Origin of the sequence: Pseudoalteromonas sp. A757, assembly GCF_004103285.1 — a bacterium.
In the GTDB taxonomy this organism is placed as follows: Bacteria; Pseudomonadota; Gammaproteobacteria; order Enterobacterales; family Alteromonadaceae; genus Pseudoalteromonas; species Pseudoalteromonas galatheae.
Genome location: NZ_QNQN01000062.1, coordinates 50,794 through 66,974, shown reverse-complemented (window position 1 = coordinate 66,974; position 16,181 = coordinate 50,794). Strand labels below are relative to the sequence as shown.

Annotated in this window: 10 protein-coding genes; 7 read left to right on the top strand and 3 right to left on the bottom strand. The window is 41.9% G+C overall.

The features are described from left to right. Window positions 1-48 precede the first annotated feature (48 nt). The 3 genes from DRB05_RS06475 (at window position 49) to DRB05_RS06465 (ending at window position 4,741) form a co-directional block, all read left to right on the top strand. The gene (locus tag DRB05_RS06475; RefSeq protein WP_128726205.1) at window positions 49-537 is read left to right on the top strand and encodes a GAF domain-containing protein; all 489 of its coding nucleotides are present in this window, start codon (window positions 49-51) and stop codon (window positions 535-537) included. Window positions 538-943: 406 nt separating this feature from the next. After that, on the top strand, window positions 944-1,834 hold the full coding sequence (locus tag DRB05_RS06470; protein WP_128726204.1) for a cation diffusion facilitator family transporter: 891 nt from the start codon (window positions 944-946) through the stop codon (window positions 1,832-1,834). Window positions 1,835-1,957: 123 nt separating this feature from the next. Beyond that, window positions 1,958-4,741, top strand: coding sequence for a hybrid sensor histidine kinase/response regulator (locus DRB05_RS06465; RefSeq protein WP_128726203.1), 2,784 nt, complete (start codon window positions 1,958-1,960; stop codon window positions 4,739-4,741). 37 nt (window positions 4,742-4,778) lie between these two features. Here DRB05_RS06465 and DRB05_RS06460 read toward each other — a convergent pair whose 3' ends face one another. Next, window positions 4,779-9,266 carry an EAL domain-containing protein gene (locus DRB05_RS06460; RefSeq protein WP_128726202.1) on the bottom strand — a complete coding sequence of 1,496 codons (4,488 nt, stop codon included), beginning with the start codon at window positions 9,264-9,266 and terminating at the stop codon, window positions 4,779-4,781. A gap of 481 nt (window positions 9,267-9,747) precedes the next feature. Here DRB05_RS06460 and DRB05_RS06455 point away from each other — a divergent pair, with 481 nt between their 5' ends. Further along, window positions 9,748-9,942, top strand: a complete 195-nt coding sequence (locus DRB05_RS06455; protein ID WP_099642469.1) for a (2Fe-2S)-binding protein — start codon at window positions 9,748-9,750, stop codon at window positions 9,940-9,942. Window positions 9,943-9,974: 32 nt separating this feature from the next. Here DRB05_RS06455 and bfr (DRB05_RS06450) read toward each other — a convergent pair whose 3' ends face one another. Together bfr (DRB05_RS06450) and bfr (DRB05_RS06445) are read right to left on the bottom strand one after the other, a co-directional pair. Then, complete coding sequence (gene bfr, locus DRB05_RS06450) at window positions 9,975-10,439, bottom strand: bacterioferritin (protein WP_128726201.1); 465 nt, start codon at window positions 10,437-10,439, stop codon at window positions 9,975-9,977. Window positions 10,440-10,453: 14 nt separating this feature from the next. Then, window positions 10,454-10,921: a bacterioferritin gene (gene bfr, locus DRB05_RS06445; RefSeq protein ID WP_010607507.1), complete on the bottom strand. Its 468-nt coding sequence runs from the start codon at window positions 10,919-10,921 to the stop codon at window positions 10,454-10,456. A 272-nt stretch (window positions 10,922-11,193) separates the two neighbouring features. Between bfr (DRB05_RS06445) and DRB05_RS06440 the strand changes: the two genes are divergently transcribed. The 3 genes from DRB05_RS06440 (at window position 11,194) to DRB05_RS06430 (ending at window position 16,151) form a co-directional block, all read left to right on the top strand. Continuing rightward, the gene (locus DRB05_RS06440) at window positions 11,194-11,520 is read left to right on the top strand and encodes a hypothetical protein (protein ID WP_128726200.1); all 327 of its coding nucleotides are present in this window, start codon (window positions 11,194-11,196) and stop codon (window positions 11,518-11,520) included. Between the two features lie 379 nt (window positions 11,521-11,899). Further along, the gene (locus DRB05_RS06435; RefSeq protein ID WP_128726199.1) at window positions 11,900-13,009 is read left to right on the top strand and encodes an efflux RND transporter periplasmic adaptor subunit; all 1,110 of its coding nucleotides are present in this window, start codon (window positions 11,900-11,902) and stop codon (window positions 13,007-13,009) included. A 13-nt stretch (window positions 13,010-13,022) separates the two neighbouring features. After that, window positions 13,023-16,151: a CusA/CzcA family heavy metal efflux RND transporter gene (locus tag DRB05_RS06430; RefSeq protein WP_128726198.1), complete on the top strand. Its 3,129-nt coding sequence runs from the start codon at window positions 13,023-13,025 to the stop codon at window positions 16,149-16,151. Window positions 16,152-16,181 lie beyond the last annotated feature (30 nt).

The window sequence follows — 16,181 nt, the reverse complement described above, 5'->3', positions numbered from 1 at the left end:
TAAAACAAACTATAGTAGAAATATAAACGGTGTCTAATTAAGTGTATTATGAATCCCCCAGAGCTACCCGACAACGAATATGCCCGGCAACACGCCCTTTGGGATTTGGCGGTACTGGATACTGATGCAACTGAAGAATTAGACAGAATTACCCAATTTACTGCCCATGTTTTTGATGTTCCAATCGCATTGGTTAGCCTTGTTGACAAAGATAGACAATGGTTTAAATCTCGCTTTGGATTAGATGCGGAGCAGACTTCTCGAGATGTTTCTTTTTGTGGTCATGCGATATTGGGAGAGACTGTATTTGTCGTAAGCGATACGCTCGAAGACACTCGTTTTATGGACAATCCTCTGGTACAAGATGCACCGTATATTCGCTTCTACGCAGGTGCGCCACTCATTTTATCTTCAGGGTATCGTGTCGGAACTGTGTGTATTATCGATACGGAGCCTCGTGAACTTGGTGCAGAGGACTGCAAAATTTTACAGCAAATCGCTAGTGATGTTGTGAAACAGTTGGAGAAAAATAAGTAATACCGATGCGCCCAATTAAGAGATCTACTATGGAGCGAGAAAACCTTGCCGATAACACTCCTACCACCGAGGGGATTACATCAATATAGACACTGTGTAATTACCGTGGCAATTTAGACTGGTTGTGAAATAGGAAAAGTATTGCCGCAAAAAGTGTTGTAATTATTAGTGCATTTGGCTTTGGTAAGAGTTACAATTGCGATTGTATATCATTGCCGTTTAGCACAATGCTTAAACAGCAATTACGTATCTTGTCACCTTGATTTATCTGCCTTGATTCATCGTCATTCTGCAACTGGAGCGGTGTGATTAAGTGGGACACAATACTCAACATTAGTTTTTGATTTTTTATTCTAAGCATAGAGATACGTAGCATTCTATTTTACAAAGGTACACGATTCATTTCATGACAGTTATTACAACGCACCAAGCTTCTCGGCGAAGGCTGCTGATTGCGCTTGCAATCACATGCTCGTTTATGATCATTCAAGTCGTTGGTGCTTATTATGCGAATTCTCTCGCTGTGCTGGCAGATGCCGGGCATCTATTTGTTCATAATAGTTCATTGTTTATCGCACTAATTGCGTCTAGTGCTGCTGTTTATTTAGCCAAAACCTATAACGATGGCTATAAAAGAGCTGAGTATACTGGTGGCTTGATCAACGGTATTCTATACCTATCCATAGCTGTGGTTATTTTACTCGAGGGAAGCGAGCGTCTGTCTCACCATGCAGGTGGGCATGATTTAGAAGTGAACAGTTATTTAATGTCTATGATTGCCGCCATTGGATTTCTGTTTCATGGCGCTTCTGCATGGGTGTTATACAAAGGCAGAAAAGATAGTATCAACGTTTATGCCGTGTTTCTTCATTCATTCTTTGATTTACTTTCCACTATTTCAACTTTCGTGGCCGGGGTGATTATTCATCTAACTGGCTGGGAGATAGTAGATATTCTTTCAAGTATGCTGATTTCTGTTTTTGTGTTGTTTACCGGCATCAAGGTGATAATGGCCTGCCTTAAGGGTTTATCTACTTCGTCTGAGGTTTTACCGACGGTGCAGGAGGTTGAAAAAACCATAGTGTCCACTGAGCACGTAGAGAGTGCACATAATATTACGATCAGTAAAATTGATGGTGCAGTGGTTATTGGAGCACATGTGGTATTAAAGCATCACTGTACTATCGAGTCCCATGACTCAGCATGTCGAGTGGAAGTGGAAGAAGCGTTGAAGAAGTCTTTCAATGTGTTGAGTAGTGTACTACAAATTGAAAGCCATGACTGCCCACATCATTAGGACTAACAGAGTTTAAAGTGTGATATAGTTTTTCGGTTATTTCTTGCGCCACCTTGGCAGGTTTTAAATTATTTTTTATTGTTATACTTAACTAGGTAATAATTCAAAGCGGTGGTGTAATACTTGAATCAAAAGCAAGCGCTCATAATAACCATAGCCCTAGGTGTACTAGGTGGGCTGGCCAATCTGTTGCCAATTTGGTTTCTAGATAGCTCTGAGTTTCTATTTGGTCAGTTATTTGTTTTGTTTATCCTGCTGCTATTCGGGTGGCAGTACGCCATCATTGCTGTGTTAATCGGGGCTGGGTTCATTTGGTATCGATGGGAGCATGCTTGGCCCTCAGTAGTTTTTTTCTTCGAAGTATTGTGGCTACACTTTGTCTGCGTCCGTTTCGCCAAGCCATTTTTTGTTCGGGGTATTTCTTATTGGATTTTGCTGGGTTTACCAGCCTTATTTATTTTTGGTTACTTTGCCCTTGAACTGCCGTTACTCGTTATATTCACTGCACTAGCTAAGTACCTTATCAACGCCGGTATCTGCTTGGCAGTAGTCGACTTGCTGAGCTTTTTCTTTACTCGAAGTAAATGGCAAGGGATGCCGCTCAATCAAATTCTTAATTCTACAGTCAACCTAGTTATTGTTCTGGTTGTATTGATGACGACCGTTGTGCTGACAAACAATTACTATAAACGAATCGAAACTGAGATAAAAACTCAGCTTGAAGAGGCCTCCGGCTCTATCATTGCTCAAATTGATGATTATTTAGATGCTTATCGTCGGGCGATGGTGATATCTGCCTCTGATGTGTCTTTAGGAATTAATGCTGATTATGTCATCGAGCGCTTGTTAGAAACACATGCTAATTTTAGAACGGCGATTGTTGCTGACGATCAAGCCAATGTTACTCACCTCTATCCTCAGCAATTTGCAGAGACGATGAAGGGGACAAACGCCAATGTTTCAGACAGAGACTATTTTATTAAAGCACCTGAACACCCCGACGGATTTGTGTCAGGAATATTTCAAGGGCGTGGCTTTGATGAAGCTCCTATTGTCGCAATTTCAGCGCCAATCTTTATCGAAGAAGAGTTTAGAGGGATTGTAGAAGGCTCTTTAATATTTGGCTCATTTGAACGCTTCATTCCAAAAATTCTTGCTGAAGACGCTAGCTTGATTGTGTTGGATAAGCATAAAAGGGTCGTCTACAGCTCGTTAAAAACCGAATTTAAAACCTTGGATATGCCAAGTGATGCGGTATTACAAGCCTTGTTTGACAAGGAGGCATCAACTTTTGAAGACTCTACTGAGCAAATCTTATTTAAGCAAACTGCGGTATCAAAAAAATATGAATGGTCAGTTATCACTATGCTTGACCGTAAATATCTTAACTTAGTTGCTGCTGAAGCCTGGTCAGATGCTTTGGGACTTGCGCTTGCGATTATTGTATTGAGTTCTATTTTTGTACGTCAGCTTACTCGTCTACTCGTACGTCCTATTGTTGCATTGAGCCACGATATTCGAGCGTATGAGCCTTCAACGCTCATTGAAAACTCCGCCAATGCCGATAGCAGCTTCCTAGAGATTATCGAGCTACAGCAGCAATTTAATCAGTTGGCTTTTAAGTTAACGCTAAGTTTTACAAAGCAAAACCAAGCCAGCCTGGAAAATGAAAGACTCAACCGTAAGCTTACCGACTTTAATCGTGAGCTTGAGCAACAGGTTGCTGAAAAAACCGAAGAGCTTACCAAAGCGGTAGAAGCCGCTAACGCTGCCAATCACTCAAAGAGCCGATTCCTTGCAAACATGAGCCACGAAATCAGGACGCCGCTAAATGGCATCATAGGGATGGCGGATAACTTGATAAGAGACGATAGCCTTAACAGCGAGATAGCAGATCAAATAACAATAATACGGCAGTCGGCAAAGAACCTAATGCTCATCCTCAATGATATTTTGGATTACTCTAAAATTGAAGCCGGAGCATTGAAAATAGAGCGTCGAGTAGTGAACTTACAAGAAATGCTCGATAGTTTGGTTAGCATTTTCAAGATTTCAAACGTCAGGTATGGTGTTGAATTTAAGTACGAAAAGGGGGCTGGGCTACCTACATACCTTGAATTAGATGAACTGCGTGTGTCGCAGGTGATAAATAACTTGCTCAGCAATGCTGGTAAGTTTACTAATAAAGGACAAATAAAATTTACTGTTCACTACGAGAGCGGGAGACTAAAGTTTGTTATCGCTGATACAGGGATTGGTATTTCAAAGGCACAGCAAGAAACGTTGTTTCATGAGTTTACTCAAGCAGATCTGTCCACCACAAGAAAATTTGGTGGTACTGGGCTTGGTTTAGCTATTTCTAAAAAGCTAGTCGAAGCGATGAATGGTGAGATAAGCATTCACAGTGAACTTGGGCTCGGTAGTAAATTTTATGTAGACATTCCAGCCTTAAAAGGGCAAGGAGTTAAGACAGAGCAGCAAGAAGTTGGGGCTCCTGATTTCAAAGGCATTGATATTCTATTGGTAGAAGACAATAAAATTAACCAAGTGGTTGTTGGCAAGTTGCTGGAGAAAACAAACTGTTTGTTGGATAAGGTGGACGATGGAGTTGAAGCATTAGTTGCGATGAAAGCGAAAAACTATGCATTGGTTTTAATGGATTGCCAAATGCCAAATATGGATGGCTTTGCTTGCACCAAAGCTATCAGAAATGAGCCAAGCATATACGGTAATCCATATATTATCGCGATAACAGCTAATGCCTACGAAGAAGATAAACAAAAGTGTATCCAAGCAGGAATGAATGATTTTATTGCAAAACCCATTGATATTAACGAGCTCTATCAGAAACTTAGTGCATGGCAGCGCCTAGAATTATCTGATAGTGAAACAATAGGTAAGGGCTAACTTATTGTGTTGGCCCAATTAACATACGAATTCTCATTCAAGCCCGTGAGCGTGCATGCAGTTCGTAAAATGCTAGTAAATCGTCAATCGCCATGGGTTTTGCGAAGTGATAGCCCTGCATATATTCACAGCCCACTTCTCTTAGGTAATTAAGTTGAGCTTTTGTCTCAACACCTTCTGCAATACACTTCATGTTTAAGCTCTGCGCCAGTAAATAAATAGTCCGAATGATAGATTTATTCGCAGGCTTTGCGCTCATATTACGTACGAACCCCTGATCGATTTTTATAATGTCAAGCGGGAACTCATTCAGATACGTAAGTGAAGAAAAACCAGTGCCGAAATCATCAAGCAACAATACGAAGTCTGCTCGCTTCATTTCGTTGATAGTTGCTCGCGCCTTAACCATATCAGACATAAAGATTGACTCGGTGATCTCAAGTCTTAAGCACCGATTTGTAAGGCCATGTGCTTTCAAAATTTCAGTGAATTGGTGCGCAATATCTGAGCGTAAAATATGTACCGCGCTTAAATTAAGAGATAGATAAAAACCTGGCTCTTGTTTAAATAACGGACGCAATTCTATTAAGGCTCTGATAAGTGCTTGCTCAGTCAAGGTTTCAATCAACCCGCTTTCTTCTGCAATCGGAATAAAGTCGTTTGGAGGGATCAGCATATCGTCATTGCGCCAGCGCATAAGTAATTCGACCCCCGCAAGCTGGCCTGTTGTGGTATTGATGATAGGCTGATAGTGATTAAAAAACTCCCCATCTTTAACAGCTGTTTTCATTGCTGTTTCTAACCGCAGCTTTTTACTGATCTCTTCATTCATTGACTCAGTAAAGAATTTAAATGCATTTCTTCCGGATTGTTTTGCATGGATCATGGCGATATCAGCGTTGCGGATCAAGGATTCTGAGTCTGGCGCATCGAATGGGTAAACAGCAATACCAATACTGGCAGATACACTCATGGTGATCCCATCAATTTCGATACGCTCAGGTAAGCGCTTCACCAAACGTGTGACTAATTCACTCACATATTCGATACTAGGGAAGGACTTAATTAGCACCAGAAACTCATCACCGCTCTGCCTTGCTAAAATACAGTTATTATTTATTTGTTCTTGGATGCGTTTAGTTATAGCAACCAGTAATTTGTCCCCAATATGATGTCCATAAGCATCATTTATTGGTTTAAACCTGTCTAAATCAATAAATAATAGGGCACAGCTCTGCTGTGTGTTGTTTGCGTTAAACAGTGCAAATTCGATGTGTTGTAGCATGAGGCTACGATTCGGCAGCTCCGTCAAAGCGTCGAAATTAGCGAGGTATCTTAGTTCATTCTCAGCTTTTTTTTGCTCTGTGAGATCGGTAACAACTACCACGAAATATTGAAGGTTTACGTTGTCCTTGGAAATTGCGCTAATGCTAAGTTGAACTGGATGTACTTTATCCCAACCGTCTGTAACTTGTACTTCTTGCCTTAAATACTGATTCGGTCCAAGAGATTTTAAGTTGGCAATTAAACTATGGAATTTCTTTTGTCCAATAGCATTAACAAAACGCTCAGTAGTTAAGTCATTTAACGCTTCATTTTCTTGCAATTGAAATGCCCGACAAAAGCTACTATTGACAGAAATAGGTTGTAAGCTCGGATCTAAGATCAAAATCCAATCATTTACTTGGCTGAAGGCTTCGCCCAACATGCTTGCGCGCATCTGGTTCGCTTTTTGCGTGGTAACATTAGTATAAATACCGTGTAGCTCGGTAGCTTTACCTTGTGAATCAAACTCTGCGACTTGACCAAAGTCGTGAAACCAGTGCCAGTTGTTGTCAGCGCAACGCAGCCGATAAGAGAGAGAAAGCTGTTCTTTAGTCGGGTTAGAAATAAACTTCTTCCAAGCAAGTTCGACAAGTTCTCTATCATCTGGGTGAATGGCGTTATAGTGCTCTTGAAGTGTCATCGTATCGCTCTCAAAGCCAAGTGCCTCGGCGCGTTGCTGGGTGATCTGGCGTGCTGCCAGATCTGCCGACCAAACGCCGCTCTTGGTTGATTTCAAGGCAAGTTTGGTCTGTCTTCCTGCGTGTGTAACGGCCCTCAGTGCTGTCTCAAGTTGACGTTGCTTTTGCTGGTGTTTGGTAACGATCAGCAATATAAGCACGAAAACTGTTAGACTATATAAAGTTAGTGCAACAGGCGAGCGCCATGGTGAATGAGCGACATTAAAACGCAAGTTGAGTACATTGCTAAGACCATCACTGTTTAGCGAGCGCGGCGAAATGATTAATTGATAGTCGCCGGGGAGTATTTGATTTAAAAATACTTTATTTCGTTTTAGGCTTGAAAATGTAAGTGCACTTGGGCCAAGTAACGATGCTTGATATTGGATGTGATGATCGCCATTGAAGTCAAAGTCGGAAAACTGCAGCTCTATGCCCATGTCATCAAACTTAAAATCAAGTGCTTGCAAAATTGCGTCAGGTGCTAAGTAGGTCTGACCTCTGCTTAGGATATCCATTTGAGTGAGCAGCAGTGGTCTTTTTTTCACGACGCTATCAGCAAATTGCTCTGGATCGAAAGAGATAGCGCCGTTGACCGTACCGAACATAAGCTCTCCAGATCGAAGTGCTGCTGCAGCGCCTCCGTTAAACTCAGGTGTCGGCAAACCCTGAGTCGTTCCAAAGGTTTCTAATGTTTTATTTATTGGATCAAACTTAAACATACCCCGTTGGCTGCTGGCCCAGATCATGCCATCTCTATCTAACTGCAGATTGTAAATTGCATTACTCATCAAGCCCTGATCGGTTGTCAGCTTGTATTCTTCAGCGTAGGTGTCTTTATTAAGCCCGATGAGACCTTCTGTTGAGGTTGCCAACCATAACGTTCCAGCTTTGTCTACTACCCAACTATTGACGGCAGAAACTAGATGTTTATCGGACTTACTATAAACCATAGTTAGTGAGTCTGTTGACTCACTGTATTTGACCAGACCTGTATTAGTACTTATCCAATACTCTGTTTTTGTGCTATCCAACGGCGGAAGAAACAAAAAGCTTTGAGCTGCTGCTAGCTGTTTGGATAACCCAGCTAATGCCCGAACTTTATTAGTCGCTGCATTATATTCGTAAAATCCATTGTTATTGATGAATGGAAACTTGCTTTGAGAGTACTTGGCTATTCCCCAACTATATGGCTCAAGTTTGTCACCGTTTTCAAGCATAATTGGGCTCAGCTGTTTTGTGCTGATGTTAAATAGCGAGGTCTCTTGAGTTGTTTGGATTAAATAGGTATTTTCATCGAAATGGGACGAATTAAAAATAGAGTATACGGCATCTGCTCCATACAAAGCTTTTGAGTCTCTATTTTGTAGATAGCTAGATTTCAATTGGCGGGTACTTAAATCAAACTCGTTAATGCCGTTATCTGTACCAAGGAGCACTGTGTTTTTGTTGGTAGGGTGAATCGACCAGATATTGTTATTGGCAAACCTATCTTGAGTACTTATGAATTTGGTAAAACGCAGCGAGCTGGAAGGCCATAAATATGCACCATCGTTATATGTACCCATCCATAAGTTATTATTTTTATCCGCATATAGGTGGGTAATACTTGGGTTCGTTAGCCTGTATTGGCCTTCCGTCAAGGAAAGCACTTTCGAGCTGCTCTTGTCTCTTCTGTCAATGAGGTATAACCCATCCTCTGTCGCAATAAACTCTCCAAAGGGAGTGATTTGATGCCCCCAAATATTCCTTTCAGGAACAAGCGTATAGCTTTTTGAAGCTACAAGTGTTTGGTTCTTGATAGGAATAACAAACAAGCCTTCTACAGTGCCCACAAGTAGTCCTAAAGAAGGATCACGCTTTAGTAGCTTCACATCGTGGCTTAACTCTGAATCTGACTCTGTATAGCTGAGCTGCTCTACGTTTCCTGTAGCAAGTGAATAGCTGAATAAGCCTTCGGTCGTTCCAACTATTACAAAATTACCAATAACTGTGATAGCTCTTATATGATTGCTGGGTTTAAAGTGGACTAGTAACTCAGATTCAAATGTATTTCGGTTAAGTGAATAAAGGTCGCTTTCAATAGAGAAAATAATGCTTTCTCTTTGAGTGGTGGCGGTGCTAATGGGTTTTGAAATAGCGTTATTATCTTGGCGTTTACCATCATAAATTCGCTTGCTTGTGTAATCATTAACGTTAAACAGGAATGCGCCATCTACACCGGTCGAAATCAGTAATTCATCGTTCGAAATATTGAATAATCCAACTATTTCTCTCTCATCAAAGCCCATAGAGGCTTCAATACTAACGAGTTGATTACCATCATAACGGTTTAACCCTTGCAGGGTGCCTATCCAAATGAAGCCATGTTTATCTTGTGTTATAGCGGTGATTGCAGACTGGCTTAACCCTTCTTCAACAGAGAAACGAGAAGTATAGTGACCGAAGTTATGGGCTTGGCTAGGCGCGATTATGCAACACAAAGAAAATAATATAAAAAAACACAATAGCGCTTGCTTCATTAAAAGACCTTTATCTATCCAATCTCATCTAGTCCTTTAACAACATGTTACCAAATCAAACTAAGCTGATCTGCGCTAATAAAACTGTTAGCGATGACGCGCAGTCTAGCGGAAATACTAGATTGAAATCAACTTAAACCTTGGTTTTTATGCAGTTTATTTAACAATTTATACATGTTTAAGGTTTGTCATTTGTAGCAAATAAAACAATCTACTTGGATGCAAAAACACCTACACTCTGATGGTTAAAGTAACGCTTATCAAGTTAATTTAAGCGTAGCAGTTTTATTGGGTTTTTCTTAATTTTATAAAAATAAACGTTGGCTTGAGCACGACGTTTTACGAAGCGTAAATAACTAAGTTGTTGCGGCAGCTTACAAAGGAAAATAATTCGCATTTATAGCTAAGGTATGTGTTGATAATTGTTATCGTTTAGATTAAACTTGTTTGTAGTTAATGAGTTTGAGATTGGTTATCATTTATGTACGTATGCATTTGTCATGGTGTTACAGATAAAAAGATTGCAGAGACGATAGACGATGGTGCTCGTTCAATGCGTGATCTTAGCCAGACATTATCTGTTGGTAAACAGTGTGGAAAGTGTTGTAACTGTGCGAAGAAAATTTTAAATGAAAAGCTGATTGAGATTGTTGATGTCACTGAGCAGGTTGCGTAACAATACATCATCACGCAACCTCAATTAGATACTTATAGTTGAGACTGTAAGTAGTTTTCTATTCCCATCACTTTAATTAGGTGCTGCTGAGTTTCAAGCCAATCAATCTGCTCTTCTTGCTCATTTTGGATTTTATCTAACGCTTCACGACTAATGTAATCTTGCTTTTCTTCACACAATTTAATTGCTGCTTGCAGGTCGACCAAAGACGCTTGCTCAAATGCCATATTGCAATCAATCATCTCTGCGCTGTTTTCACCAATCTTTAAACGACCTAAATCTTGTAAATTAGGAAGGCCTTCTAAGAACAAAATTCGTTCGATAAGACGATCAGCATTTTTCATTTTTTGTATTGAAACTTTATAATCCGCTTTATCTAATTGACTAAAGCCAAAGTCTTTAAACATACGTGCATGTAAAAAGTACTGATTAATGCCCACTAGCTCATTGGCCAATACTTTATTAAGCGCGACAATTACTTCTTTATCACCTTGCATTTGTAGAGTCCTTATTAAAGCTGAGATTGGATATAATTTGGAGCGCCGATAAGATCTATCAGTCGAATTTGCTGCTCTAACCAGTAAACATGATCTTCTTCTGTATCAAACAACAGCTTTTCAAGTGTTTCTCGAGATTGGTAATCTTGCTCTTCTTCACAGATTTTGATTGCTTCTTTGACGCATTCGACGACTTCAAGCTCTAGTTTTAAGTCGTTTTCCATCATAGACTTAACATCTTGGCCGATGAGTAGATCACGACGTTTCGTCATGTTAGGTACCCCTTCCAAGAAAAGAATGCGCTTAATCAACCAATCTGCATGTGTTGTTTCTTCTTCACGTTCGTGCTCAAGGCGTTGGTATAGTTTGCTCAAACCCCAATCTTCGTACATACGTGAATGGATGAAATATTGATCGATAGCTGCAAGCTCATTGGCTAATAGCTTATTGAACGCGTCGATGACTTTTTGTTTACCTTGCATGCTGTTACCTCAAACTGTGAATATGCGGCTAGTCTAACGGATTTCTTTGATGTGTCAATGAAAAATCTTTATAAAACAGTGTGTTATATATTGATTATAATTCGCATTTAAGTTGGTGTTTTGGCCTGACAATACAAATTATTGTTATTTCATTTTGAGTAGGATCAGTAATGCCAGTAAAAAATAAGACTTAAAGCTTAGTGCGACTATTGACAGGGTACGTGCAGGTGATAAATTGGCAACGATCTTTTGTTTTAAAGAGAAATATTGATTTGAATAAGCTAATCCTGATTTTTGTGACGCTTCTACTTGCGGTGCAATCCGTGAGCGTATTCGCGTCTGAATCTAGCTTCCATCAAATCGAAGTGTCTCACCTCCAACATACTCACGACCATGCTGAAGATGTGCAAGCAGACTCCAGCGGACATCATACAAAAGACTGCCACCACTGTGGCCATTGTAGCGGTACGCATTTGAATTTAGTCATTTTGAGATCTTTGATCCCCTTTGAAATGCGACCCAATAGTGAAATTTATCCTCAATCAGATACTAAAGTGCGCGCTTTTGTAGAGCAAGCACACCGTCCACCGATCGCTTAAGTAGCGGTTATCATTGAAGGCGTGACCTCAATTTAACTTAACCTGAGTTAGGTTAATGAGTAAATTGATAAACCCAACTTAGCGCAAATTCGTGCTTGTGAGTAAACAACTAGGCCTGTTTTCTATGCTTATCTGTTTTGCTTTCAGTGATACTGCCTACTCCGTTTATACCGATTGTATTAGGTAATTGAGCTACTTTAACATCAATTGGTATTACTCCTTCTCAGTTATTGACGTTGATTACAGATAACTCACGTTGGCCTGAGAAGCGCATTCTTGTTCGTGAATTGACACCGTAAAAGTACAGCTTGGTGCAATTCGCTAAACAAGTTAACGGTTTTGAACGTCAACCTACGTTCTTGAGTAAAAAGAGTATCGAATGACAAATTTTAAAATTTTCTCCATCTACTTCGCGGTGAACGCACTTTTTAATTCGCTGGCATATGCAGGTGATGGCCATGAAGAACATGAAGAGGAAGAAAATGCTATCGTACTAACGCAGCAACAAATGCGTTTTGCCGGAATTCAGACCAAAGAAGTCAAACTGGAAAGCCATGAGCGCTTTTATTTTGCACCAGGGGAAGTTAAAGCTAATGGCTATACCAGCTATTTAGTATCGCCAAGAGCCGATTCAATCGTGTTAAAGCGACACGCTACGCTTGGCTCTATGGTTAATGTTAACGACCCACTTATCACCTTATTCTCTGAGGCAATGGCGCAGGCCCAAGCGCAGTATTTGGTCGCTTCAACAGAGTGGGATAGAGTCAAACGTTTAAGTAAAGAAACCATCAGTGAGCGTGAGCGCGTTCAAGCAAGTGCCGATTTTAGTTCAGCTTATTCAAAGTTGTTGGCACTTGGAGTAACAGAAAAAGAGATTAAAGAAATAGCCACTAAGCCTGCCAGTGAACTTGGCCAATATACGCTCGTTGCTGAGCGCGAGGGGGTGGTAACTCAAGATGCCTTTACTCAGGGCCAGCATGTTGCCTCTGGCACAACTTTAATGGCAATTACTGATGAAAGCGAGTTATGGGTAGAAGCCCGTTTACAGCCCAACTCTCAACTTCCGTTAGCGGTTAACTCTAAAGCATTGATTGGCATAGAAGATCAGCAATACGCGGCTCGTGTTATCCAAGCAGCGCATACTATCGATCCCATTACTCGAACCAGGCAGATCCGCCTATTGGTTGAAAATAGTGACGACAAGCTGCATGCAGGGATGTTTGTAAACGTCAACTTTATCATACCGTCAAAGGAGTCAATCATTGCGCTACCTGCAGACGCGTTAAGTCGCGGTCCTGACGGTGATTGGGTGGTGTACATCGAAGAAGCACCCGGCGAGTTCCATCCCAAAGAAGTGACTTTAGGTGAAGACTTTGGCGCTCAGGTTGAAGTTATCGGTTTAGCTGTGGGTGAGCGCGTGGCCGTAACTGGAGCGTTCTTTATTGCGTCAGAGCAAGCCAAAGCAGGCTTCGATCCACATAATCATTAAGAGGAGCCTCATCATGTTTAATCGAATTATCGATTGGTCTGTAAACAATCGGCTTCTAATCATGCTTTTTTTACTCGTTATCACGGCAACTGCTAGCGTGACTATTCCAAAACTTAACTTAGATGCGTTTCCCGATGTAACGAATGTGCAGGTTGCGGTGAATACTGAAGCGCCGGGACTAGCAGCGGAAGAAGTTGAGCAGTTAATCACCTATCCAATTGAGGCTGTGATGTATGCCTTGCCTGATGTGCAGCAAGTGCGTTCAATTTCTAAAACAGGTCTTTCTGGCGTTACGGTGGTATTTAAGGAAGGCACAGATATCTATTTTGCCAGACAGTTGGTATTTGAGCGCCTCCAAGCTGCAAAGGAGTTGATCCCAAGCGGTGTGGGTACGCCAGAAATGGGGCCAAATACCTCAGGGCTTGGTCAAGTATTTCAATATATGCTGATAAGCGAGACGAACTCTGAATATGATGCAATGGCCTTACGTAGTCTCAATGACTGGGTAGTTAAGCTGTTAATTATGCCAATTGACGGGGTAACCGATGTATTGGCCTTTGGCGGCGATGTGCGTCAGTATCAAGTCAATATCGACCCAAATAAGCTATTGGCTTATGCGCTCACTCAGCAAGATGTGGTGAGAGCCATTGAGCGTAATAACCAAAATGTCGGCGGCTGGTATTTAGAGCGTGGTCAAGAGCAGTTGGTGATCCGCGCAGCTGGCTGGTTTCAAAGTGGGGAAAAGGGGATCGAGGAGATTGCCAACGTGCCCGTCAAAACCATAGATGGCACGGTCGTGACTGTGGCTCAGGTTGCCACTGTATCGATTGGTGGAGAAATCCGTCAAGGCGCTGTGACGATGTCTAGAAAAAGCGCCTCTGGTGAAGTGGAACAGCTCGGTGAAGTCGTAACAGGCATAGTGCTCAAGCGAATGGGAGCAAACACCAAAGCAACCATTGATAGCATTAACAACCGCGTGGAACTGATTAATAAAGCACTACCTGAAGGGGTAAGGTTTGAGCCGTTTTACGATCAGTCTGATTTAATCAGCAAAGCAGTACAAACTGTCGTTGAAGCCTTGGCACTAGCATTTATTTTTATCGTTGTGGTGCTCGCGCTGTTTTTAATGAACCTGAGAGCGACTTTTTTGGTGCTTATTTCAATTCCTATTTCAATTGCTATTGCACTTGTGGTTATGGCGTGGCTTGGCGTCTCGGCCAACTTAATGTCGCTAGGCGGTATCGCAGTCGCGATAGGGATGTTAGTTGACGGCTCAGTGGTGATGGTAGAAAACATCTTTAAACACCTAACAAGGCAAAAGAAAAGTGATGACTTCTCTGTAGGACTCATTGTTGAGCTCGCAGGAAAGGAAGTGGCAAGACCAATCTTTTTTGCTGCCAGTATCATCTTAGTGGTGTTCACCCCGTTATTTAGTTTTGAAGGGGTTGAAGCTAAACTATTTCAACCTATGGCAATTAGTATTATTTTGGCTGTTATTGCGGCGATATTTGTTGCCCTTATCATTGTCCCAGCGCTTGCGACCTACTTATTTAAACACGGTGTTAAAGCGCGAGAGAGTATTATTCTCGTCGCGCTAGAAAAAGGCTACCGCTGGACGTTAAATCGAGTGTTGCATAGGCAAAAGTTGTTGATGGCTATCGTCATATTATTGATGGCAGCAGCCGGTTTTACGTTCACTAAAATTGGTACCGAGTTTGTCCCTGAACTTGAAGAAGGCACCATCAACCTAAGGGTAACGCTGGCACCTTCCGCCAGTCTTGAAACCGCGCTGAATGTTGCGCCTGAGCTGGAAAAAATGCTGCTCACTTTTCCTGAGGTAAACTACGCGCTAAGCAGAATTGGTCGAGCGGAGATAGGTGGCGATCCTGAACCGGTAAATAACATTGAAATCTATATTGGTCTTGCACCAGTAGCACAGTGGCAAAGCGCAAATAATCGCTACGAATTACAAGCTTTGATGGAACAAAAGCTATCGGCTTATCCCGGCTTACTGTTTAATTTTTCACAGCCTATTGCGACGCGTGTCGATGAATTACTCTCAGGCGTTAAAGCGCAGTTGGCGATTAAGCTGTTTGGCCCGGATTTAGCTGTGCTTGCAAAAAAAGGCAAGGAAATTGAGGCTGCCGTGGCGCAAGTTGAAGGGACAGAGGGCGTACAACTTGAACAAATAGCAGGTGAATCGCAGCTGATCATCACCCCAAAACGTCAAGCGTTATCTCGCTACGGTTTAGCTGTCGGCGACGTTATGGCATTAGTGCAAGATGGCATTGGTGGCAGTAAAGCGGGGCAGGTCATCAACGGTAACGAACGCTATGATATTTATGTCCGCTTGGCACCTAAGTACCGTCAAAGCAAGCAAACCATTGAAGAAATACGCTTACAATCAAGTTCAGGGGCGTGGATCCGGTTGGCTGATGTTGCGAATGTTGAATATCAATCTGGTCCACCGCAAGTAAGACGAGATGACGTTCAACGTCGAGTGGTGATCCAAGCGAATGTGCAAGGTCGAGATATGGGCAGTGTAGTAAGTGATATTCGCGCGGCTATTGATAGTAAAGTTGACTTACCAACAGGTTATGGTGTTGAAATCGGTGGTCAATTTGAAAACCAGCAACGAGCACAAAAACGCTTGGCAATCGTGGTACCGCTATCCTTGGCGCTAATAGCACTTTTGCTTTACTTCGCATTTGGTTCACTGGCTCAGGCTGCGCTTATTTTAGTGAATGTGCCGCTGGCGGTCATTGGTGGAGTATTTTCTTTATATATCTCAGGACAATATCTATCGGTCCCAAGCTCGGTTGGGTTTATCACCTTATTCGGTGTCGCGGTACTCAATGGTGTGGTCATGGTTGAGAGCATAAACCAGCGATTGGCTGCGGGAGAATCGCTTCATTCAGGTGTCTTTGAGGGAGCAATTTCAAGGCTTAGACCCGTGCTTATGACTGCGATCACCTCAGCCCTTGGCCTTATTCCTATGTTGTTGTCGACAGGAGTGGGCGCTGAAATTCAAAGGCCGCTTGCCAGTGTAATTGTTGGTGGATTATTAACGTCAACCTTGCTGACTTTGTTTGTATTGCCAGCACTTTATCCACTATTCTCAAAGCAAATTAAAAATTTGTAACGCGTCGGGGCCACTGAAAGTGGTCCCTTA